Origin of the sequence: Flavobacterium sp., assembly GCF_035292545.1 — a bacterium.
Lineage (GTDB): Bacteria > Bacteroidota > Bacteroidia > Flavobacteriales > Flavobacteriaceae > Flavobacterium.
In genome coordinates this window covers 104,306-126,959 of record NZ_DATDPV010000057.1, presented here as the reverse complement: position 1 = coordinate 126,959, position 22,654 = coordinate 104,306, and the positions used below count along the sequence as shown (strand labels likewise).

22 protein-coding genes are annotated in these 22,654 nt (G+C 36.3%); 13 read left to right on the top strand and 9 right to left on the bottom strand.

Annotation, left to right across the window (positions count from 1 at the left end):
- Positions 1–7: 7 nt before the first annotated feature.
- Entirely contained in the window at positions 8–2,095 is a 2,088-nt protein-coding gene (locus tag VI621_RS09690; protein ID WP_324218181.1) for a TonB-dependent receptor family protein, read from the bottom strand.
- Positions 2,096–2,413: 318 nt separating this feature from the next.
- Between VI621_RS09690 and VI621_RS09685 the strand changes: the two genes are divergently transcribed.
- Positions 2,414–3,454 (top strand): hypothetical protein, encoded by a 1,041-nt coding sequence (locus tag VI621_RS09685; protein ID WP_324218180.1) that lies wholly within the window; start codon positions 2,414–2,416, stop codon positions 3,452–3,454.
- Positions 3,455–3,477: 23 nt separating this feature from the next.
- Positions 3,478–4,320, top strand: coding sequence for a polysaccharide deacetylase family protein (locus VI621_RS09680; protein ID WP_324218179.1), 843 nt, complete (start codon positions 3,478–3,480; stop codon positions 4,318–4,320).
- A 125-nt stretch (positions 4,321–4,445) separates the two neighbouring features.
- Here the strand turns inward: VI621_RS09680 and VI621_RS09675 are convergent, their stop codons facing one another.
- The 3 genes from VI621_RS09675 to VI621_RS09665 all read right to left on the bottom strand — a co-directional run bounded on the left by VI621_RS09675 (position 4,446) and on the right by VI621_RS09665 (position 7,204).
- Positions 4,446–5,714 carry a sorbosone dehydrogenase family protein gene (locus tag VI621_RS09675; RefSeq protein ID WP_324218178.1) on the bottom strand — a complete coding sequence of 423 codons (1,269 nt, stop codon included), beginning with the start codon at positions 5,712–5,714 and terminating at the stop codon, positions 4,446–4,448.
- 128 nt (positions 5,715–5,842) lie between these two features.
- Positions 5,843–6,490 (bottom strand): dienelactone hydrolase family protein, encoded by a 648-nt coding sequence (locus VI621_RS09670; protein ID WP_324218177.1) that lies wholly within the window; start codon positions 6,488–6,490, stop codon positions 5,843–5,845.
- 45 nt (positions 6,491–6,535) lie between these two features.
- Entirely contained in the window at positions 6,536–7,204 is a 669-nt protein-coding gene (locus VI621_RS09665) for a phosphoribosyltransferase (RefSeq protein WP_324218176.1), read from the bottom strand.
- Between the two features lie 101 nt (positions 7,205–7,305).
- Here VI621_RS09665 and trxA point away from each other — a divergent pair, with 101 nt between their 5' ends.
- From trxA to VI621_RS09650, 3 genes are all read left to right on the top strand, one after another.
- Positions 7,306–7,605: a thioredoxin gene (gene trxA / locus VI621_RS09660; RefSeq protein WP_324218175.1), complete on the top strand. Its 300-nt coding sequence runs from the start codon at positions 7,306–7,308 to the stop codon at positions 7,603–7,605.
- Positions 7,606–7,636: 31 nt separating this feature from the next.
- Positions 7,637–7,834: a DUF2892 domain-containing protein gene (locus tag VI621_RS09655; protein WP_324218174.1), complete on the top strand. Its 198-nt coding sequence runs from the start codon at positions 7,637–7,639 to the stop codon at positions 7,832–7,834.
- A 290-nt stretch (positions 7,835–8,124) separates the two neighbouring features.
- Positions 8,125–8,358: a hypothetical protein gene (locus tag VI621_RS09650; RefSeq protein WP_324218173.1), complete on the top strand. Its 234-nt coding sequence runs from the start codon at positions 8,125–8,127 to the stop codon at positions 8,356–8,358.
- Between the two features lie 26 nt (positions 8,359–8,384).
- Here the strand turns inward: VI621_RS09650 and VI621_RS09645 are convergent, their stop codons facing one another.
- Together VI621_RS09645 and VI621_RS09640 are read right to left on the bottom strand one after the other, a co-directional pair.
- Complete coding sequence (locus VI621_RS09645; protein WP_324218172.1) at positions 8,385–8,855, bottom strand: hypothetical protein; 471 nt, start codon at positions 8,853–8,855, stop codon at positions 8,385–8,387.
- On the bottom strand, positions 8,855–9,124 hold the full coding sequence (locus VI621_RS09640; RefSeq protein ID WP_324218171.1) for a helix-turn-helix transcriptional regulator: 270 nt from the start codon (positions 9,122–9,124) through the stop codon (positions 8,855–8,857). The genes VI621_RS09645 and VI621_RS09640 overlap by 1 nt, the downstream gene beginning before the upstream one ends.
- Before the next feature lie 206 nt (positions 9,125–9,330).
- Here VI621_RS09640 and VI621_RS09635 point away from each other — a divergent pair, with 206 nt between their 5' ends.
- Positions 9,331–9,756, top strand: a complete 426-nt coding sequence (locus tag VI621_RS09635; RefSeq protein ID WP_324218170.1) for a very short patch repair endonuclease — start codon at positions 9,331–9,333, stop codon at positions 9,754–9,756.
- Positions 9,757–9,891: 135 nt separating this feature from the next.
- Positions 9,892–10,206, top strand: coding sequence for an HPF/RaiA family ribosome-associated protein (locus tag VI621_RS09630; protein WP_324218169.1), 315 nt, complete (start codon positions 9,892–9,894; stop codon positions 10,204–10,206).
- Positions 10,207–10,309: 103 nt separating this feature from the next.
- Here the strand turns inward: VI621_RS09630 and VI621_RS09625 are convergent, their stop codons facing one another.
- Complete coding sequence (locus VI621_RS09625) at positions 10,310–11,920, bottom strand: L,D-transpeptidase family protein (RefSeq protein WP_324218168.1); 1,611 nt, start codon at positions 11,918–11,920, stop codon at positions 10,310–10,312.
- Between the two features lie 244 nt (positions 11,921–12,164).
- Positions 12,165–13,733 carry a L,D-transpeptidase family protein gene (locus tag VI621_RS09620; RefSeq protein ID WP_324218167.1) on the bottom strand — a complete coding sequence of 523 codons (1,569 nt, stop codon included), beginning with the start codon at positions 13,731–13,733 and terminating at the stop codon, positions 12,165–12,167.
- Positions 13,734–13,881: 148 nt separating this feature from the next.
- Here VI621_RS09620 and VI621_RS09615 point away from each other — a divergent pair, with 148 nt between their 5' ends.
- The 3 genes from VI621_RS09615 (at position 13,882) to VI621_RS09605 (ending at position 15,670) form a co-directional block, all read left to right on the top strand.
- The gene (locus tag VI621_RS09615) at positions 13,882–14,394 is read left to right on the top strand and encodes a nuclear transport factor 2 family protein (RefSeq protein ID WP_324218166.1); all 513 of its coding nucleotides are present in this window, start codon (positions 13,882–13,884) and stop codon (positions 14,392–14,394) included.
- A 234-nt stretch (positions 14,395–14,628) separates the two neighbouring features.
- Positions 14,629–15,063 (top strand): hypothetical protein, encoded by a 435-nt coding sequence (locus VI621_RS09610; RefSeq protein WP_324218165.1) that lies wholly within the window; start codon positions 14,629–14,631, stop codon positions 15,061–15,063.
- Positions 15,064–15,085: 22 nt separating this feature from the next.
- Positions 15,086–15,670 carry a hypothetical protein gene (locus tag VI621_RS09605; protein ID WP_324218164.1) on the top strand — a complete coding sequence of 195 codons (585 nt, stop codon included), beginning with the start codon at positions 15,086–15,088 and terminating at the stop codon, positions 15,668–15,670.
- A 63-nt stretch (positions 15,671–15,733) separates the two neighbouring features.
- Here the strand turns inward: VI621_RS09605 and VI621_RS09600 are convergent, their stop codons facing one another.
- Positions 15,734–16,678 (bottom strand): L-threonine 3-dehydrogenase, encoded by a 945-nt coding sequence (locus VI621_RS09600; RefSeq protein ID WP_324218163.1) that lies wholly within the window; start codon positions 16,676–16,678, stop codon positions 15,734–15,736.
- A gap of 129 nt (positions 16,679–16,807) precedes the next feature.
- On the opposite strand from VI621_RS09600, the gene VI621_RS09595 reads away from it, so the two are divergent.
- The 3 genes from VI621_RS09595 to mfd all read left to right on the top strand — a co-directional run bounded on the left by VI621_RS09595 (position 16,808) and on the right by mfd (position 22,654).
- Complete coding sequence (locus tag VI621_RS09595; RefSeq protein WP_324218162.1) at positions 16,808–17,398, top strand: hypothetical protein; 591 nt, start codon at positions 16,808–16,810, stop codon at positions 17,396–17,398.
- A gap of 115 nt (positions 17,399–17,513) precedes the next feature.
- Entirely contained in the window at positions 17,514–19,172 is a 1,659-nt protein-coding gene (locus VI621_RS09590) for a T9SS sorting signal type C domain-containing protein (protein ID WP_324218161.1), read from the top strand.
- A gap of 125 nt (positions 19,173–19,297) precedes the next feature.
- Positions 19,298–22,654, top strand: coding sequence for a transcription-repair coupling factor (gene mfd, locus VI621_RS09585; protein ID WP_324218160.1), 3,357 nt, complete (start codon positions 19,298–19,300; stop codon positions 22,652–22,654).

Genomic DNA, 22,654 nt, shown 5'->3' with positions numbered 1-22,654 from the left:
ATTTCCCTTACATAAAAACATAAGAAACCGAAAAACCTCCATAAAAATTAATTGGATTTCCGGGATAAAAATATCTTGGCGCCGCATTTCCAAACACGGCGTTAGGCAAAATGTTCGAGGCATATTTGGTATCCAGTGCATTATTAACTCCGGCATTCAGCTCTGTTTTTAGGAATTTGAGTATCGTAAAAACATAGGTTGTTTTAATATCGAGCAGGGAATAACGGGCACTGTATTTTGTATTGGCATCATTTAATGGAATTTTCCCCATCGTTCTAAAAGACGTATTTAAACTAAATCCATTTTTCATGTTCATATCCAATCCAAAATTGAATTGTTTAGTGGGAACGCCCGTAAGTTGATTCCCAGAATAATCGGCATCACCATCCAAAAATTCCTTAAATTTAAAATTATTTACTGCTCCTGAAAAATAGGGCACAATTTGAAGTTTTGGCCACTCCAAAAGTTTATAATTAACAAGAAATTCGAAACCGGTATGGGAACTGCTCCCCGCATTAATACCCACATATTGGTCTTCGGCGGTGCGTCGTGCCACCAATAGATTTTTAATTTGTGTAGTATAAAGGCTTACTTCGGTGTATAATTTATTGCCCGACCAATTCCCTTTGAAACCCAATTCATAATTCCAACCCTCTTCTGGTTTCAAATCCGTATTAATTTGGCCTTCAGGAGTCAATGTTTCGGCAACTGAAGGAACCGAAAATCCCTTACTTACTGACGTGAATATGTTTTTCCCGGCACTTACTTTGTAGGACAACCCAACCCGGGGTGACCAAACGTTTCCAAAAGTAAATGAATTGTTTTGAGCGTCGGAATTGTTTTGGAAGACATCTTCTAAAGAATACTTGGTTGTATTCAGCGCTATTCCGGTTTCTAAATGCAATTTTTTTGAGATCCAAAGTTCCAGCTGTAAAAAATAATTGATATACTTCCGATTTTGTTTGATTTCGCTAAACTGGTCTCCTTGGATACTTCCCTGTCCTGGTTGCGATTGGTATTCATTTTCAAAAAGGGAATACTCGTACTTCTCGGTTAATAGTTCGGTGCCAAAACTTAGTTCCAAAGGCATAGAAAACAATAAATCTTTATAATTCACATTCGAACGAAAACCTAATGAACTTGTTTTTTCGTCTAAAATATCAAATGGCCTGGGTTCATATGCGTCTTTGAAATTGGAAAAAATACTGGTTTGCAGCGACCATTTTTCAGAAAATTGATGATCGTATCCCAATCCTAACAGGAATTTATCATACGACTCATAACCTTGTGCTGCTGCCCAACTGCTTGCGGCGTTTTCGGGATGGTTTATTAAATCCCCTTCATTCAAAGAACTGGGAATAAAAGCTTTTAATTTGGTGAACACTCCTAGAAAAGACAGACTTCCATTGGCTCCCATTGTTTGTTTGCCATGTAAATTAAATGATTTTCTGTTATAGGAACTGTTTGCTCTAAATCCATCACTTTGTAACTCCGTATAACTTGCGTATAAATTCGTTTTGGCATCACTGTATCCAGTCGAAAACCGTTGTTGCAACAACCCAAAACTGCCAGAAGTAATAGCTGATTTTCCAAAAGATTCAAACAAAGGAGTCTCCCTTGAAAACAGCTGAATCACTCCGCCTAAACCGGAACCAAAACTGGTGGCGTTGGGTCCTTTTATAATTTCTATTTTTTCGATGGATGCCAAATCTATATCATCAATCGTGGTTTCGCCCTCACCTGAACTCAGTGGAATCCCATCAAAATAGGCTTTTATTTTATTGGTTCCGTATTGTGATCGGGCACCAATCCCACGAATGGTAATTCTGTTGGTATTTAAAGCACCTTGTTGCATAGTAACCCCTGGGATTTTGTTTAAAACCGGAGTCAGTATAATTCCATCGCTTTTATTGATATCAATCGCACTAATTACCGAAACAGAGGCAGCGGCATTTTGAAGTGCATTTTTGATAGGTGAACCCTTCAAAGTGATTTCCGAAAGGGCAATAGTGTCTTTTTTTACCTGTCCAAAAATGGAAGTAATACTAAATACTATAAATAGAAAAGTAAAAACAGAAAGAGAATTTTTGAACAATTGATTTGTTATTTACAGAATTAAAAAACTTTTTATAAAGTTAGCTTTTTCTTTCTATTTGCAAAATGCTAATGAAGGCGTTTTGATTAAACTAAATTTAACTTTATCGAAATAGAGTATCAAACAATTAATTTAAATACATTTCGTTTCAATAAAAGGTTCAAAGGAATATTTGTAAGTTTAAATTTAGATTGTTCAAAAAAAGAATAAAAATCTGTGAATTATATAAAAAATATCCTCTTAGACTGACTGTGATGACATACAAGTCATTCTTAAAATACTTTATCTTTACGCAACAAAATCAAACAGTAGTAATTTATGAAAAAGCCAGTTAATGTATTCCTTGTTCGCTTACTTCCCATAGTAGCATTATTTTTAGCAACCAGTTGCAATAAGTCAAAAACTGCTGATGCTATTAGCGAAAAAGAAAAACCCGATGCTGTGAAATCTGATTCAATATTGAAAACGACAGCACAAATAATCGATACTGCCGACTACAATAAAAGAATGCTGGCCTTAAGCAATGGAGACACTACTGGCAAATGGCCGGTAAAAGCCCCGTACCCATTACCGGGAGCCATATTACCATATAATAGAATCATTGCTTTTTACGGAAATTTATATTCCAAAAGAATGGGAATCTTAGGAGAACTCCCAAAAGATGAAATGTTGAAAAAACTACAAGGTGAAGTTGCCAAATGGCAGGCCGCCGATGCTACCACAAAGGCAATTCCCGCTTTGCATTATATAGCTACCACCGCACAAGGCGCTCCTGGTAAAGACGGTAAGCACCGTATGCGATTGCCTTTTCGTCAGATCGACACCATCATAAAATGGGCAAAACCAATCAACGCACTAGTTTTTCTTGATATACAAGTGGGCCATAGCACTCTGAAAGAAGAAGTCCCTACGCTGGAACAATATCTTAAATTACCTCAAGTTCATTTAGGGATTGATCCAGAATTCTCTATGAAAAGTGGACATGTACCCGGTAAAAAAATTGGTACTTTCAACGCCGATGACATCAATGATGCCATTGATTATTTGGCAAAAATTGTACGCGAAAATAACCTTCCTCCTAAAGTGTTAGTAATACATCGCTTTACCCAAGGTATGGTAACTGATTATAAAAGAATAAAAAGAGTGCCTGAAGTACAAATAGTGATGGATATGGATGGATTTGGCGATAAAATTTTAAAAAAATCTACTTATCTGAGTTATATCAAAAAAGAACCGGTGCAGTTTACAGGTTTTAAATTGTTTTATAAAAATGACATTAAAAAAGACCCAAATGGTTTGTATACGCCGGAAGAGTTACTTAAATTAATACCTCAACCCATCTATATCCAATTTCAATAAATCGTTATCGTTTACTTTAGATTATGAAAAGAATTTCATTTTTATTATTTATCAGTTTATTTTCATTAGTGAGTTGTCGACAGGAAACAACTAAAACAGAAAAAGAAACCACTGAAACAAAACAGCCTTTAAAGGAAAAAGTTGCAGCAAAGAAAACAATGGCCGACGCGGCAACTATTCTTTCCAAAAAGGAAGTGCCTATATTATGCTACCATCATATCAAGAATATTCTTCCTGGTGATAGTGAATATAAAAGAGCCTATACCGTAACCCCTGCTGCTTTTGCGGAGCAAATGAAAACATTGTCAGAGAATGGGTATCATACCATAGTACCCGAACAATTATACAATTATTTGGTTTATGATGAACCGTTACCTGCCAAGCCGGTAATGCTCACCTTTGATGATACCAATGTAGAACAATACACTGTAGGCGCTACCGAAATGAATAAATACGGTTTTAAAGGTGTCTATTTCATTATGACCGTTTCAATAAACCGTCCGAACTATATGACCAAAGAACAAATTAAAAGTTTATCAGACGGCGGACATGCCATTGCAGCACATACCTGGGATCACCATAGGGTAACTAAATATGCGGGCGAAGATTGGAATACCCAATTTGTAAAACCAAAAAAGAAACTGGAAGATATTACCGGTAAACCAGTGACCCATTTCGCTTATCCATTTGGATTATGGAATCAGGCGGCCATTCCTGAATTAAAAAAGAGCGGCTATCAGCTTGGCTTTATCCTTGCAACCAAGAGAGACACCATAGACCCGCTTTATACTGTTCGACGGATTCTTGTTCCGAGTTCATGGTCTGCTCCCGGAATGCTGAAAGCGATGGATTCCTCTTTTAAATAATAAGACATAAGCATTGATTTAAACCTTGTTCAGGATTTTTAATCTCAGATCTTTAAACAAAAATCCCTTTTCTAATTCAATTAGAGAAGGGATTTTTTTTATCAATTAAAAACTACCACATTTTGTTATTTTGAGGCACTAACCCGCCATACCGTATTGGTTTTGTCATCAGTAAGCAGCAGGGAACCATCGAGCATGAAGACAACACCAACCGGTCTTCCGTATACTTTATCTTTATTGGGATCTACGATAAAACCAGTAAGGAAATCTTCATACTTACCGGAAGGTTTTCCGTCTTTAAAAGGAACAAAAACCACTTTGTATCCCGACAATATTTTTCGGTTCCAGGAACCATGCTGGGCTATAAAAGCGCCATTTCGGTACTTCTCAGGAAAAGAATTTCCAGTATAAAAGGCCAATCCAAGAGAAGCGGTATGCGGCCCCATAGCCATATCAGGCACGATGGTTTTTTTTACCAATTCGGGTTTCTTTTCTTTTACTCTGATATCTTCATTCTGACCGAAATATACATAAGGCCAGCCGTAAAAGCCATTTTCTTTGACCGAAGTAAGATAATCCGGAACCAGATTCTCTCCTAAACCGTCACGTTCATTTACTACCGTCCAGAGAGTTTTGGTGTCAGGCGCCCAACCCATTCCTACTGGATTACGCAATCCCGAGGCATATACCCGAAGTTCGGAACCATCTGGGTTTACTTCCAAAATACAGGCACGCAATATTTCATTTGTAATTCCTTCCTCAGCAATATTTGAACCGGATCCTACCGCAATATAAATTTTGGAATTATCGGCATTCGCTATGATATTTCTTGTCCAGTGGCGGTTGTGTTTTCCTGCCGGAAGATCGACAATCTTTTCTCCTTTGCCAGTTATTTTTGTTTGTCCCGGAACATAAGGATAACGTAGCACTGCATCGGTATTGGCTACATAAAACCAATTGCCTATGACCAACATTCCGAAAGGCTGACTGAGTCCCTCTTTTAGGAAAGTTTCCCGTAGGTCAACGACGCCATCTTTATCGGTATCGCGCAATAAGGTAATCACATCGGCGCTGTGTTTCAGGTTTTTTGATTTTCCGGCGCCGATTATTGAAGCGCCTATCCGTTTGAGAAAACTATAATTGGAATTGCTTTGCGCCACAAGGACATCGCCATTAGGAGTAACATACATCCAACGGGGATTTTCAAAACCATCGGCATATTTTGTAACCGTAAATCCGGGAGGTGCTTTGGGAGTTCGGCCGTTTTTCCAACCTATTACTTTAGAATAATTACCGGTGGATTTGGACGGAGCCGGAAGCGTATCGGTTTTGATGTTACCCTGTGCCATGCAATAGAAAGGCATTGACAGAATAAAAGCCATATAACTTTTCATATTGCTTTGATTTTAAATTACTTATAAAAGTAAGAAATAAGCAACGGAATAGCTATTTTTTTTATTACATAATTCCTGGAAAGCTGTTTCATTCCTTGTTCTTATGAATACTTGTTTTTTTTCCATTTTCAAAAATTGGTTCTCATTGGCAAATACCGTTTATACCATGCAATCGCCAAATCGGCTACTTCCTGTAATTTGCCCGGTTCTTCAAAAAGATGCGTTGCTCCGGGAATTATCTTCAACTCTTTTATTGTATTCAGCTGTTCAAAAGCTTCTCTGTTCATTTCGATTACCTGGAAATCAAGTCCACCAACTATTAACAAGGTAGGCGCAGAAACCTGAGACAATTCATTCATTGCCAAATCTGGACGGCCGCCACGGGATACTACTGCTTTTACTTTTTTTCCGAAAAAAGCTGCTGCCCTCAATGCCGATGCCGCACCGGTACTTGCTCCAAAAAAAGCCACTGGCAAACCTCTCGCCCCTTTATATTTCAGGAGCCATTCCGTAGCTTCTATCAATCTGCTTACCAGTAAATCAATATTAAATCTATTTTCGTAAATCTCATCTTCTTCCTCCGTCAGCAGGTCAAACAATAAAGTACCTATGCCCTGTTGCTGCATCAGTTCTGCTACCATTCTGTTTCGGGGACTGAATCTGCTGCTGCCGCTTCCATGAGAAAAAACAACAATTCCAACTGCTTTTTCAGGAATTACCAAGCCGCCCTTTAGCGCCACATCGGATAAAAGAATATCTATTTCTGTTGCTATCATGATTGACTAATTTTTCTTAAATATTAATGTCATAAAAACTTTTAATTAAGCAGGATGCAGGTCCTTCAATAATCGGATCACTTCATGGTCTTCCACTTGATTGAATTCTTCATAAAATGCGCCCACCCCTCTAAAATATTCCGGAACCATCAGGTAAATAAATTCATCTGCTTTCTTTTCGAATACATTTACAGTATCGGCGGGTACAACGGGTACGGCTACAATTATTTTTGAAGGTTTGCTTTTTCGCAGCATTTCAATGCTAGCCAAGAGGGTGTTTCCGGTCGCTATGCCATCATCCACCACAATTACATTTTTCCCTTTTACATCAAGGGGTTCCTGATTGCCTTTGTAGAGTTCGTATTTCTCACGCAACAATTTCCTAAGTCGGTCAATTTCCTTTTCTATATATTCTCTGGGAATACCGGGATGTTCATCCACAATCATCGAATCCATGGATACGGCGCCAATGGCAAATTCTTTGTTGAGCGGATGCGGTATTTTTTTAGAAAGAATGATATCCAAAGGGAGATTCAAACTTTTGGCAATCACATACCCCACGGGTACTCCGCCTCTAGGAACGGCAAGAATTACGGTATTGCTGTTTTTATATTTTTTTAATTTATCGGAAAGCAGCATCCCCGCCTCTATTCTGTCTTTAAATATTTCGTTATACATAATCTGAGAGGTTACAGTAAACAATAATTTCAACATAAAGGTACTGATTTACAGCCAATTAATAATGATAAATACAATTCAAAATAGCGCCTCCTTTTAAAAAAATATTCAGTAACTTTATTCTAAATTTTGAAGCCATGAATACATTTTCTGACCTTATAAACAGTGACAAACCCGTATTGGTAGATTTTTTTGCCACCTGGTGCGGACCCTGCAAAGCTTTAGCACCTATATTAAAAGACGTGAAAGCCGAATTGGGCGACAACGTATCCATCATTAAAATAGATGTCGATAAAAACCAAGGACTCGCCGAACAATACCAAGTGCGTGGCGTTCCCACGATGTTGCTCTTTAAAAACGGGAAACAATTGTGGCGACAATCGGGTGTCCTTTCTAAAAACGACTTGGTTAATGTTATCAAACCACACGCAGTTTAACCTTTAAATCAAAATACTTATGAAAAAAAACATGGGAACGACCGACAAAATTATTCGCATTATTCTGGCGATTGTGATGGTAATATTGTACTTCACCGAGACCGTTACCGGAACGTTAGGTTATGTAATCCTGGGACTGTCCGTCATTCTCGCGCTGACCAGTTTCATTAGTTTTTGTCCGCTTTATGCCCTTTTGGGTATCAATTCCTGCCCTGTAAAAAAAGAATAAACCAAAACTAAAAACTTGTTGATGTGGTCGACTGGCTGCATAGCGCATTTTATATTTGATACTAAAAAAACCGTAAGATTGGATCTTACGGTTTTTTTGTGTTTTGTTGTCGTATGTTTTCACCAGACATACTTCCGTGAAAAATATTCCTGTCTTACAATCAAATATCTTACAAAAAATTCAGTACAAAGTACAAACTTAACCAGACATTAAATTTATTAATGTGCCTCATAAACCGTTGTATAAAAGTCGAAATAAAAATAAATTTGTTTAATCTTAAATCTAAAATAATGACTATAAAAGAAATTGCCTTGAAACTTAATAAAAAAACAACTTGCGGATTCGAAATCACTAAAAGAAAAGGAGTGTTGACCAGTACATGGTTACTTTACAAAAAAAGGACCCATTACTATTACTTCGCTATTAATGAAAAAATAATTTTTGATGAAAACCATAAATATACTTTAGAAGAACTTGTTGAAGCATTTCAAAACTCATATTTCGAAATAGATAGTGAAGTTTAACGATAATAAATTCGGTAGTAATCTAATTAAAGATTGATTTGATATTGTATTCTTCTATTTTTTATTCTTTCTTCTAATTCATCAAGAGTTAAAAAAGCAAAAGAGGAACCTTTATCATGTAAACTAACAAAACAAAATCTAAATCTTGCTCCAAGAATTTTTCCGAAATTAAATTCATTTTCAGTTGCTCCAAAGAAGAAACCTTTTGGGTTTTCAGGCAAATATTTTTTTGTTGTTTTTAATTCAACCAAAATAATATCTTCTAAATACGTTTTAACAAAACTTGTGTCTACGTTTTTTCCAACCATTTCTGGAACATAAATTAAATCAAATGCTTGTAGAAATCTATGTTCGATATTTAATAAATCCAATAACTCCTTTTTAGTCATTAAATCTATTTTAAAAAAACCTGTAGAGTTTTCAATAAGATAATTAACACCTTCCTTTTCTGTTACATTATTTGATAATGTCAATATAAATGAGTGCTTTCTTGACATTATTTTCCAGATTTTATTTCATAATTTACAAAAGTGTGTTTTGGATTTATAATATTAAAATCTAAAAGTTCAGAAATATTAACTTCAAATACTTTAGCAAATACAGCCATGTTAGTAAGAGAAATATTTCTTTCTCCTCTTTCAATCATTCCGATGTAAGTTCGATGAAAACCAGTTATGAACGATAATTTTTCTTGACTAAAGTCTCGTTCAATCCTTAGTTTTCTTATTCTGTTACCAAATTCTTTTAAAAGAAATTCATTTACCATAAAACAAAACTATACATATTGTATGTTTTGATCAACCGACAATGTGTATCAATTCAATTTATATAAATTCATTCACTTTTAATTTAAGTATCTATTTTTCAACATTTAAATCTCCTTTAAGTTTTTCAAATTATTTATCTTTATAAATAAAATCGCCCTAAAAAAATTTCAAGCCATCGCATCGGTTACTTTATTGGTTTAACGAAATGGACAAATTCACTAAAGAACAGAGAAGTAAAATAATGGCTGCCATTAAAGGCACCGGAACAAAAGACGAAGTTCGTCTTGCAAAAGCCTTATGGCATCTAGGCTACCGCTACCGAAAAAACAACAGAACGATTTTCGGCACACCGGATTTAACCTTCAAAAAACTCAAAATCGCCATATTCGTGGATAGCGAATTCTTCCACGGCAAAGACTGGGAAACTGAGAAAAACCGCGTCAAAACCAATCCCGATTTCTGGCAAAAGAAAATAGAAAGAAATATCCAACGGGACATCGAAGTCAATAATCATCTGACTGCACAAGGCTGGAAAGTAATCCGTTTTTGGAGTAACGAAATAGAAAAAAATCTGGATAATTGTCTTTTTACAATTCAAAAAGAAATCCTTCAAAGACAAAATCAATCTTAATCTCCGGATTGTATTCCAATCGCATAATTCAAACTGTAAATAGGTTTTTTATTTTCACAATGTTTTACTAATTCGCTCGTTTTTTCATGCAACAAACGGTAAATTTGGAAGACAACGATTAAAATTATAAAAAACATGATAGTACAAATCAACACAGACAAAAACGTAGAAGGGCATGCAAGATTAGAATCTTATATTTCTGAGGAATTAGCAAAAACACTGTCGCGTTTTGAAGATAAAGTGACCCGTGTAGAAGTGCATTTTGGTGACGAAAACGGCGATAAGACAGGTATCAATGACAAACGATGCGTGATTGAAGTTCGCCCGGTAAATATGCAGCCAATTGCGGTGACAAATCATTCGGATAGTGTCGAGAAAGCCTTTCGTGGTGCTTTGGATAAGATAAAAAAAGTGTTGGAAACTACTTACGAGAAAAAGAAAACCTATTAAATACCAAACCCTTTTGGGCAAACAGTAAACTAAAAATGACAGTATCTTTTAAATAAGTTACTGTCATTTTTTTATCTTGGATTATTTAGAAAATGGCCGCATTTTATTTCTTAAATAACAATGATGCCAATGACGGATCCCTTTTATACACATCGTCATAAAAATGAATCGCCCCGTCATCATCTACCCAAGCGGTGAAATAACCAATATAGACCGGAATTTTGTTTTTGAGCGGATACCAGGATTCCACGCCGCGATTCATGGCTGCATCAATCTTCTCGGGAGTCCATTTTGGGTCATCCCTCAAAATAAGGTTGGCCAGCTCAACGGGTTTCGCCACACGGATACAACCATGACTGAAGGCTCTTTTTTCTTGCTTGAATAAATCCTTTGACGGTGTGTCATGCAGATAAATCGCGTTATTATTGGGAAACAAAAACTTCACCAATCCCAAGGAATTTTTGGGTCCGGGTCTTTGTCTGACACTGTTTCCATACCATTCCATTTCGTGTTGGGCGAGGTAATTTCTGTTTTTCTTTATGGCAGGAAGGATTTCTTTATACAAAATACTCTTGGGCACATTCCAATACGGACTAAAGACGATGTATTTCATATCGGCATTAAAAACCACGGTTTTATTCATGGCTTTACCCACGACTACTTCCGAAATCAATGCCTTTTTCCCGTCAATAAAATAGGTTAATTGGTACTCTGGAATATTGATGAATATCAATTCTTTTGCGTTATAAACACAACTGCACATCCATCGACAGCGCTCCATATTGACCATGATGGTTTTTATGCGTTCCGATAAAGGCACATTCATCGCCGCGATATGTTTGGGCAGAATAACCTCATCAAGGGCATAGGCATTTCTTTTTTTGAATTTCAAAATTCCGGTGGCTAGCTCCGCATCATATATGGCGCTCTTGGAATCCGTTGCAATATCTTCGGTCTGGAATAACCGCTGTCTGATTTCTCCTATTGTTTTGGAACTGTCTCCAGGTATAAAGGACTTTATTTTTGGATCCGTTTCAATGGCCCTCCATTCCCCTTTTTGGTTCATTTGTCTGTATTTTTTCAATAGTTCCCTAAGCCGATAATATTGGCCAAATAATTCTCTTTCATCTTTGTTGAGTAATGACGGATTCGTCAGAAGAGAATCGAGATAATTAACATACGATTGTTTTTTTCGGGGTAGATACCATCCCATCTGAGCAATTTTTTTGGCATCCAATCCACGAAATACTTTCTCGGCATAAAAAAAGTACAAGGAGGACAGGAGCAGCTCGTCATCGACATTCGGGTTTTGGACTTGTTCGGGATTTTGAAAAATGGAATACAAGGTGTCTTTATAGGGAACCTCAGCCTCAATCCCTTCTTCATCCAGATTATTGAGCTTGATATACAACAAATTGCCTACCTCATTAATCCTGTTATTATCATACCAGATATAATTATACTGATGTTTGCGATACAATGTTTTCACATCGGATTGGTATTTTTTCAGCTCCGGATAGGCAACAAAAAAAGGCTGCACTAAGGTACTGTCAAAAGGAAACGCCCTGGATTCATTAAAATCATCCGGAATAACTTCCGGGTTTATAACTTCCGGATTTGCTGCTTTATTTTTTTCGTTGTCCTTTTTATACGATATGGTTGCAAACAAAAAAGCAAAAACAACAAAAACAATTGGTAAAATTGACTTTTTCATGCTGGCTTCTTTATATCCACATAAAATTACGAAAAAATCCTGTTTATTCAATCACATTAAGATTTTAAGATGCTGATTTACAGCTGTTAATTCATTACAATCGAAAGAAATACTAATGGATGAGAAACAAAAGTCAGGATAATTTTTAGACGTAAAAAAACCGTTACAAATGGTAACGGTTTTTTATCAACTTCTTGTGACAAGAAGGTGTCTATAAGATTTTCAGAAATTAACTGAAAAATAATTACTTTTTAAAGACCAATGAAGCCAACTCCTCATCTCTTTCGTAAATATCATCATAAAAATGAATATCTCCTTGGTCATCTACCCAAGCAGTAAAATAACCAATATAAACCGGAATTTTGTTTGCAAGTGTATGCCATTTTTCCTCGCCGCTATGCATAGCCTCATCTATCTTTTGAGGAGTCCAGGTTTTATCATTTTTCAGGATAAGATTGGCCAGTTCTTTAGCTTTAGCCACACGGACACAACCATGACTAAATGCCCTGTCTTCACTTTTGAATAAGTCTTTTGAAGGGGTATCATGCAAATAAATAGCATTAGAATTAGGAAACAAAAACTTCACTAATCCTAATGAATTTTTAGGCCCTGGTCTTTGTCTGACGTTACTTTCATGCCACTCCATGTCGTGTTCCTCTAGGTAATTTTCGTTTTTTTCGATACCCGGAAGAATCTCTTTTTTTAATATACTCGTTGGTACATTCCAATAAGGACTAAACACAATATGTTTCATCGGAGCACTAAAAATCACTGTTTTATTCAGGGCTTTACCTACCACTACATTTGAAATTAATGCCGGTTTACCTTCTTTGAGATAAGTCAGTTGATAAGCAGGAATATTAACGATAATTAATTCTTTTGATTTAGTAATGTCATTTGAAATCCAACGGCAGCGTTCCATATTGACCATGATGGTTTTAATACGTTGCGCCAAAGGCACGTTCATCGTTTTGATGTGTTCTGGCGTAATAACTTTATTAACTGTCATGCCATTTCTCTGCTTGAATTTCAAAATTCCTGCAGCCATTGTTTTATCATACAAGCCACTCTTCGAATCCATACGGATATCGCCGGTAACGAATAGCCATTGTCTTATTTGTGCAATCGTCTTAGAACTGTCTCCTGGTTTATAAGATTTTACTCCTGGCTCAACAGCAATAGTTTTCCAACCTCCATTTTTTTCAATTTGGCGGTATTTTTCTAACACGTCTTTAAGTCGGTAATATTGGCTTAATACTCCTTTTTCATCTTTATTGATTAAAGAAGGATTGTTTAAAAGAGAATCCAAATTATTGACATAGGATTCCTTTTTTCTAGGCAGGTACCATCCGGTTGCTGCGACTTTTTTAGCATCCAGTCCATGATATACCTTATCGGCATAAAAGAAGTACAGGGAGGAATTCAGTAACTCGGTATCAATCTCCGGCTTTTGGTTGTCCTCAACATTTTCATAAATTTCGTCTAATTTATTTTTATAAGGAACCGTGACCTGGATTCCCTCTTCTTCTAAATTATTAACTTTGTTGTATAACACATTCCCAAACTCATTGATTCCTTTTTTGTCATACCAAACATAATGGTACTGATGTTTGCGATACAATGTTTCCACATCGGATTGGTAGCTTTTCAGCTTTGGATATTTAACAAAAAACGCTTTCACTAAGGTACTGTCAAATGCGATTTCACCACTTAATTCTTCCTGATTAACTGCTGGGTCTTTTTTCTTACAGGATATTGTTGTAAACAAAAATGCAAACATAATAACCGCAATGGGTAAAAATAACTTTCTCATATTATAAACTTTAAACCTTTTTTTAAAGTGTGACAAAAATACATTAAAACCTATTTCATAATTAAAAATTTGTCTTAAAATAGTACATTTACTAGTAATTATGTAACTTTTTGCTTTTGTAATCTAAAAAAACTATAACTTTAATATTATGAAAAAATTACTCCTGCTCTCTTTAAGTATACTGTTGTTTTCCGCTTTTGCACCAAATAATGCAGACGAAAACAAAGAGAAAGAAAAAATCAACGCCGTGCTTGATGGTTGGCACAAAGCTGCTGCAGAAGCAAATTTCATCAATTACTTTGATGCCCTTACGGCGAACTCCATCTTCATTGGCACGGATCCAACAGAAAACTGGAACAAAACTGCTTTTATGGCTTTTGCCAAACCTTATTTTGACAAAGGCAAAGCCTGGAATTTTAAAGCATTAGAACGAAATATCTATTTTAGTAAAGACAAGAAAACGGCCTGGTTCGATGAATTACTGAATACCCAAATGAAAATTTGCCGCGGATCGGGTGTGCTGATAAAACAAAACGGAAAATGGAAAATCGCTCATTATGTGCTGTCCATTGCGATTCCAAATGACAACACGAATGAAGTGGTAAAACTCAAAACCCCATTCGATGATGCTTTAATCGAAAAACTAAAAGTCGCTAAATAAAAGCATACCATTATAGTTATTCTCAGATTAACTCCGGTCAATTCCTTATTGACCGGAGTTTTTTTGTTCTCCGTTTTGAAGGTCTGCCTCCTAAAATAATGATAAACATGCAATTTATTTAAATCAATTATAAATAGAGGCGATTTGTTAAAAATTTTAAGATTACATAAAACCAAAATAGATGGCACTCCGTAAGTAAGAGAACCAAACGGGAATTAATCAAAAGATAACAACATGAAAATCAGCAAAAAAGTAAAAATAGCAGTCGGCAGCCTTTTAGGCATCGTATTATTACTGTTTATAGTTTTGGTTGTGCATATCGCCACGGCAAAACCGGTGGTTTATGATAATGCCACCATTCAGGTTAGCAGAATTGATTTCAAAGAACCGCTGGATTCAATGAAAGTAAAAGAAATCCATAGGAATCTAAAATCAATTGCCGGGGTAAAAAATGACAAGTTCAACATGGAGAAAAGGGTGCTTGTTTATTTTCATGATAACCGGATAGCCGATTCGGAAAGCGTTTTCAATCAGTTAATGGCCAAGGGAAATTACAAAGCCGAGCGATTTATTTTACCCGAAGGAACCGCTTCCGATAAAGTCTGTCCGGTGATGAATACCGATAGTTTCAGCTATAAATTTTCAAGGGGAATACAACGAATTTTTTAATTAATCTATAAACACTATTATTATGACAAAGTTTTCAAAAATCGCACTCTGTGCTATGGTAATTGGAGCAAGCACCTTTTTCGTGTCTTGTAACGATGATGATGACAATACAATGGCAGCACCATCATTGTATCAAAAATTGGGCGGCACCACAATGGTTGCTGATCCGAATAATCCGGGACAAATGATTGAGCAAGGCCGTTTGAGCTATCGTTCGGTTGTAGACAGCACCATTACTTTAATTGTTACTGACATTGTAGTTGGAGCTAATGGTAATTTAGGGGCTCATTTTGCACCGATTGTTGGAGAAGTATCGAGTGGCAACACAACCAATGTAGCCGTTTTGAGTAAAAATTTAACAGATTTTTTCTCTGCCAATACCGGTGGAGGCGCTACCAATACGTATTCTGGAATCAACATGATTGACGCCCATAATCCGGCAACAAATCCAAGAATGGGAACTAAATCAAATAATGCCAACTACGATAAATTCATCGGATACGTAGGCGCAGCGGCAGGTTTGAATGGCGTTACTGATCCGGTTATTATCGGAGATGTCGTTACGGTATTGGAATCTTTGAGAACACAAATCGTACAGGCTCCGTAATTCATAAAATATCATCTAAAAATAAAAACGCCACTCTGAATTTAGAAGTGGCGTTTTGTTATTTTATTTTTCAGCTAAATGCTCCAGCATGTCTTTGGTCATGGTCTCCAAATCAAATTCATGTTTCCAACCCCAATCATGTCTGGCACGAATGTCGTCGATACTGGCAGGCCAGCTGTCGGCAATCTTTTGTCGAAAATCCGGCGCATAAGTTATGGTAAACTCCGGAATGTGTTTTTTGATTTCGGCGGCAATTTCCTTTGGTGTAAAACTCATTGCGGCTAAATTATAAGAAGAGCGGATTTTCACCTGTTCCGCTGGCGCTTGCATGATACCGATTGTTGCATTAATGGCATCATCCATATACATCATTGGCATTTTGGTTTCCGAAGAAAGGAAACATTCGTATTTTCCGTCAGAAAGTGCTTTGTGATAAATGTCCACCGCATAATCGGTAGTTCCGCCACCTGGTGGCGATGACCAGCTGATTAAACCCGGATAACGGATGCTTCGCACATCGACACCAAATATATTATGATAATACTCGCACCATCTTTCGCCCGACTGTTTGCTGATTCCATACACCGTCGAAGGCTCCATAATGGTGTATTGCGGCGTGTTTTCTCTTGGCGTTGTAGGTCCAAAAACCGCGATGCTCGATGGCCAGAATATTTTTTTTATTTTTCCGGCTTTCGCCAGATTCAGTACATGAAACAGTGAATTCATATTCAGATCCCAGGCAAAAGCAGGATTTTTTTCGGCTGTAGCCGATAACAAAGCAGCCATCAGATACACCTCATCAATTTGATGTTTTTCTAAAAGATGTTCAATCTGGTTGAAATCCAATGCGTTTACCACTTCAAAAGGCCCTGAATTGACCACATCTGTATTTAGTTTTCTAATATCGGAAGCAATAACGTTTTCAGTTCCGTAAATAGCCCTCAACTTTTGGGTAAGTTCCGTGCCAATTTGACCACAAGCTCCAATAATCAAAATTTTTGTACTCATAATTCGGTGTAGATTTGAAGCACAAATATAGCATTTTCAGAAAATAAAAATCGGTTTATAGTCAATTACCCTTCCTTAAATCCTAAATCTTAAATAACCTTTGTAACTTTGCACTTAAAATTCATAAAAATGAAGATTCAATTTTCTTATATTCTTTTTTTACTTCTGATACTGACTTCCTGTAAAGATGATACGGCAAAACGTAACGCAGAAAATGCGAAAGACGTTAAAAAGAAAGAAATCATTTTTGACAATATCAATAAAGGATGGAATTTTAATGCCAAGCCCGCAAATGCAACCTCACAATCGCTGGCAAATACATGGCCACAATGGAATGATTTCCTGAATGAGCTGTCTCAGAAACCAAAAAGCACGATTGGCGCTTTCCAAAAAAAGGCAAAAACATTGTCAAAAAAAGTAATTGGTTTAAGTAACAGCATTCCCAGCGCATACATCAAACCCGAAATAAAAAGCAGGATTGCGGTTCTTACCACTAAAATAAATTCATTGAATCTTTATATTAATCTGGATGAAATTCCAGATCAAAAAGTAATCGCTTTGGTTACCGAGATTAATATAGAATTGGCCTCTTTACAATCTCAATTGGATGAAATTGTAAGGAAAAAATTAATCCCTAAAGAAGAGGGCGAATCAGATCTGATTAAAATGTTGGATACTTCGAGAGCAATTCCTACAAATAAAAAATTGCCAACACCTTAAACAGGAACAAATTCAAACATTATTATTATTTAAAAAAGCGTGAATTTTTTGCTCTACAAATCGTTACAAATATCATAAATAGTTGTAAATTAGCATATTACAAAATTAATTAGTTATGAAAAAAATTAACTCTTTTAGCAAAGATTATTTTTTTGTGCTTATTACGCTTGTATTTTTTACAAATATTATTTTAGCACAAACAACAACTTGGGATGGCAGCGTTTGGAGTAATGGTTTACCTGATAGTACTAAAGATGCAGTTTTTACAGGAAATTATATTTCACCATCAAGCATCGCAACGAAATCTGTTTCTGTTCTAAACAGTGCGCAAGTAACCATTGCATCACCACACACACTTGCGGTAACAGACAATATTACTATTGTAAACGGATCTAAGTTGACTTTTGAAAATAATGCCAGTTTATTACAAACAAATGCTTCGGCTACCAACAGCGGAAATATTAATTTCAAAAGAAATGCAAATCCGATGGTATTATACGATTATACCTATTGGTCTTCACCGGTAGCCAATCAAACTTTATTTGACTTCTCCCCTTTAACAGCTTCAGACCGATATTTTTCGTTTAATGTAACAACAAATAATTGGGTAAATGAAAATTCTGCCAACACTATGCAACCTGGAAAAGGTTTTGCTATTATGGCGCCTCAAACATATAATGCAACCCTGCAAATATTTAATGGTGAATTTATCGGCGTGCCAAACAATGGAGATATTACCAGTGAAGTCGTGGCTTTTGACACAGGATTACTTAATTTTAATTTACTTGGCAATCCATATCCATCAGCCATTAGCATCCCAAGTTTGATAGACAATACTACTTTGGGAACTTTGTATTTCTGGACACACCATACACCCATAACCAACAATATTTTTAGCACTAATGACTACGCAATCAGAACGAGAAATGTTGGTATTCAAGCTTATTTTGGCGGACCAATTCCCGGAGATTATATTTCAGCAGGGCAGGGTTTTTTTGCTTCTTCGAACGAAACGGGTACTATTACTTTTACGAACGCAATGAAAGTTACGGACAATAATTCTCAATTTTATAAAAGCGCTCAAAGTTCGGAAATAGAAACACAATTTTATTATATATGGCTTAATATGACCAATGAAGCCGGTGCTTTCAAACAAATAGCATTGGGCTACGAAGAAGGCGCTACCGATGGTTATGATTTTGGCACTGATGCCCTGGCGGTTGTCGGTAACGAAATCAGCTTTTATTCCCTGGTTGGGGATGATGCTTTTGTGATTCAGGGAAGAGCCTATCCATGGAATTTAAATGACCAAATCCCGTTAGGCTACTCCACAACAATTAATGGCACTTTTGATATTACTTTAGATCGTAATGATCCATTTTTTGATGAGCAAACAATTTTTATTGAAGATACTCTTTTAGAAGTATTTCATAATCTAAAAATCGGTCCTTATCGTTTTAATACTGAAATAGGAATCTTTAATACCCGATTTAAAATTCTATACTTCGATCCTTCATTGTCTAATGATGCATATTCAACTGTGGAAAATTCGGTTATAGTGAGTTCAAAAAACAAATCGATTGCAGTGAATTCAACGCTCGAAAATATCAACAAAATTCAGATTTTTGATTTGTTAGGAAAAATGATTTTTGAAAAAAACAACATCAATGAAAAGCAATGTACTATTTCTAATCTTACAGCTGTAAATCAAGCTTTAATTATCAAAATACAATTAGAGACCAACCAAACCATTGTTAAAAAACTGGTTTACTAATCCCAAAAACACCTGCAATCCGGTTACTTTTTTCAAACAGAAAAGAGCAATCGGATTATAATTTTTTTATAAACTTCCAAAAGCAAAATTGTATCTTTGCCCCACGTTTTAAAATCATTTCGACATTGAGCAAATCAGCATTATTCGGCAAATACGACAAATCTTCTAAAGTCAACCAAATTGCGGAAAGTTTACAACAACGGGAAAATAAAATTCACCTCAAGGGTCTTTTAGGCTCTTCGTTGTCTTTTGTCATTCGCTCGCTTTTCAGCAAAAGTGACTTGCCTTTTTTGTTGATTTTGCAGGATAAAGAAGAAGCTGCTTATTATTTGAACGACCTCGAACAAATGATCGGCGACCAGGATGCCTTGTTTTATCCGGGTTCTTACCGTCGTCCTTATCAGATTGAAGATACTGACAATGCCAATGTTTTGCTTCGCGCAGAAGTCTTAAACAGAATCAATTCCCGCAAAAAACCGGCTATCATTGTTTCTTATCCCGAAGCGCTTTTTGAAAAAGTGGTAACCAAGAAAGAATTAGAAAAAAACACGCTGAAAGTATCGGTGGGCGATCAGATTTCGATTGAATTCATCAATGAAGTATTGTTCGAATATGAATTCAAACGTGTTGATTTTATTACTGAACCTGGAGAATTCTCTGTTCGTGGTGGAATTGTCGATGTATTTTCTTTTTCAAATGATAATCCGTACCGAATTGAATTTTTCGGAAACGAGGTGGACAGCATCCGTAGTTTCGATGTAGAAACCCAATTATCAATAGAAACCCAACGAAAAATTACGATTATTCCCAATGTCGAAAATAAGTTTTTTCAGGAAAACAGAGAAAGTTTTCTGGAATATATATCAGAAAAAACCGTTATTTTTATTCAGGATACAGATGGTTTATTTTCTAAACTGGATAAATTATTTCAAAAAGCAGAAGAAACTTTCAATGCTTTAAATGCCACCATTAATCATGTAGCTCCGGAACAATTGTTTCTGAACCAAACTGCTTTTATTAGAAAAGCATTGGATTTTACGATTGTTGAATTGAGTTCCAAACCCATTTTCAAAACTAAAAAAACATTTGAGTTTCATATTCAGCCGCAACCGTCTTTTAACAAACAATTCGATTTGCTGCTGAACAATTTGGGAGAAAATCATTTCAACGGAATAAAAAATTATTTATTTTGTTCCAATGATGCTCAGGCAAAGCGCTTTCATGATATTTTTCAAACTTTAGACGAAGCCAATCACGAAAGCATTCGCAAGCAATACGACACGATTGTACTTCCTTTGTATCAGGGTTTTATTGATGAAGAAATGCAAATTGCCTGTTATACCGATCATCAAATTTTTGAACGCTATCATAAATTCAGCATCAAAAACGGATACTCTAAAAAGCAAACTATTTCCCTAAAAGAACTAACCACTTTATCCGTTGGCGATTATGTAACCCATATCGATCATGGTATTGGGCGCTTTGGCGGATTGCAAAAAATTCAGGTCGAAGGCAAAACCCAAGAAGCAATTAAACTCGTTTATGCCGACAATGATATTGTGTATGTGAGTATCCATTCGCTTCATAAAATATCAAAATTCAACGGAAAAGATGGTACGCCTCCTAAAATATACAAGCTCGGTTCGAATGCCTGGAAAGTTTTAAAACAAAAAACCAAAGCCCGTGTTAAGCATATTGCATTCAATTTAATCCAATTGTATGCAAAAAGAAGATTGGAAAAAGGATTTAAATATAAGCCAGACAGTTACTTGCAATTGGAACTGGAAAGCTCGTTTATTTACGAAGATACGCCAGACCAAACCAAATCGACTCAGGAAGTAAAAGCCGATATGGAAAGCGACCGACCGATGGACCGTTTGGTTTGTGGAGATGTTGGTTTTGGAAAAACAGAAGTGGCTATCCGTGCCGCTTTCAAAGCGGTTGATAACGGAAAACAAGTCGCTATTTTGGTTCCAACGACCATTTTGGCTTACCAGCATTTTAGGACTTTTACCGAAAGGTTGAAAGACATGCCCGTTACCATTGGTTATTTGAACCGATTTAGAACCTCCAAACAAAAAGCAGAAACCTTAAAAGATTTAGCCGACGGCAAACTCGATATTGTTATCGGAACACATCAATTAGTCAGCAAAAATGTAATTTTCAAAGATTTGGGATTACTGATTGTGGATGAGGAACAAAAATTTGGCGTTAATGTCAAAGACAAATTAAAAACAATCGCTGCCAATGTTGATACGTTAACCTTAACGGCAACACCTATTCCGAGAACTTTGCAATTCTCATTGATGGCCGCAAGAGATTTATCAGTAATTACAACCCCTCCTCCAAATCGTTATCCGATAGAAACCCATGTCGTTGGTTTTAGCGAAGAATTAATCCGGGATGCGATATCGTATGAAATTCAAAGAAACGGACAGGTTTTCTTTATCAATAACCGTATCGAAAATATCAAAGAAGTGGCCGGTATGATTCAGCGATTGGTTCCTGATGCCCGCGTGGGTATTGGCCACGGTCAAATGGAAGGCAGAAAACTGGAGGAATTAATGCTGGCTTTTATGAATGGCGAATTTGATGTTTTGGTCGCCACTACGATTATCGAAAGTGGTTTGGATGTCCCGAATGCCAATACGATTTTTATTAATAATGCCAATAATTTCGGTCTTTCGGATTTGCATCAGATGCGAGGTCGTGTAGGTCGAAGCAACAAGAAAGCCTTCTGTTATTTTATTTGTCCGCCTTATTCGGCAATGACTGATGATGCGAGAAAACGAATTCAGGCTTTGGAGCAATTCAGCGAACTTGGAAGCGGATTTAATATCGCAATGAAAGATTTGGAAATTCGCGGTGCCGGTGATTTATTAGGCGGTGAACAAAGTGGTTTCATTAACGAAATTGGTTTTGACACGTATCAAAAAATCATGAATGAAGCCATTGATGAACTGAAGGAAAACGAGTTTAAAGAATTGTATGCCGACGAAGAAAAAACAACTGAAAAAGAATATGTAAAAGACATTCAAATTGATACTGATTTTGAATTGTTATTCCCTGATGAGTACATCAACAACATTTCGGAACGTTTGAATTTATACAACGAACTGAGTCTGATTAAAGACGAAGAAACTTTATTGGCTTATGAAAATAAATTAATTGACCGTTTCGGACCTTTACCAAAACCGGCAATAGCTTTGTTAAACAGCATTAAAATAAAATGGATTGCTACCAAACTTGGCGTTGAAAAACTGGTGATGAAACAAGGTAAAATGATTTGCTACTTTATCTCCAACCAACAATCAGAATATTATCAATCGGATCGGTTTCATCAGGTTTTACAATTTGTGCAAAAACAACCGCAATTGTGCAAAATGAAAGAAAAACAAACCGTAAACGGATTGCGATTGCTGTTGACTTTCGAACATGTCAAGTCTATTAAGAAGGCTTTGGAATTGATGGAAATGATCTAG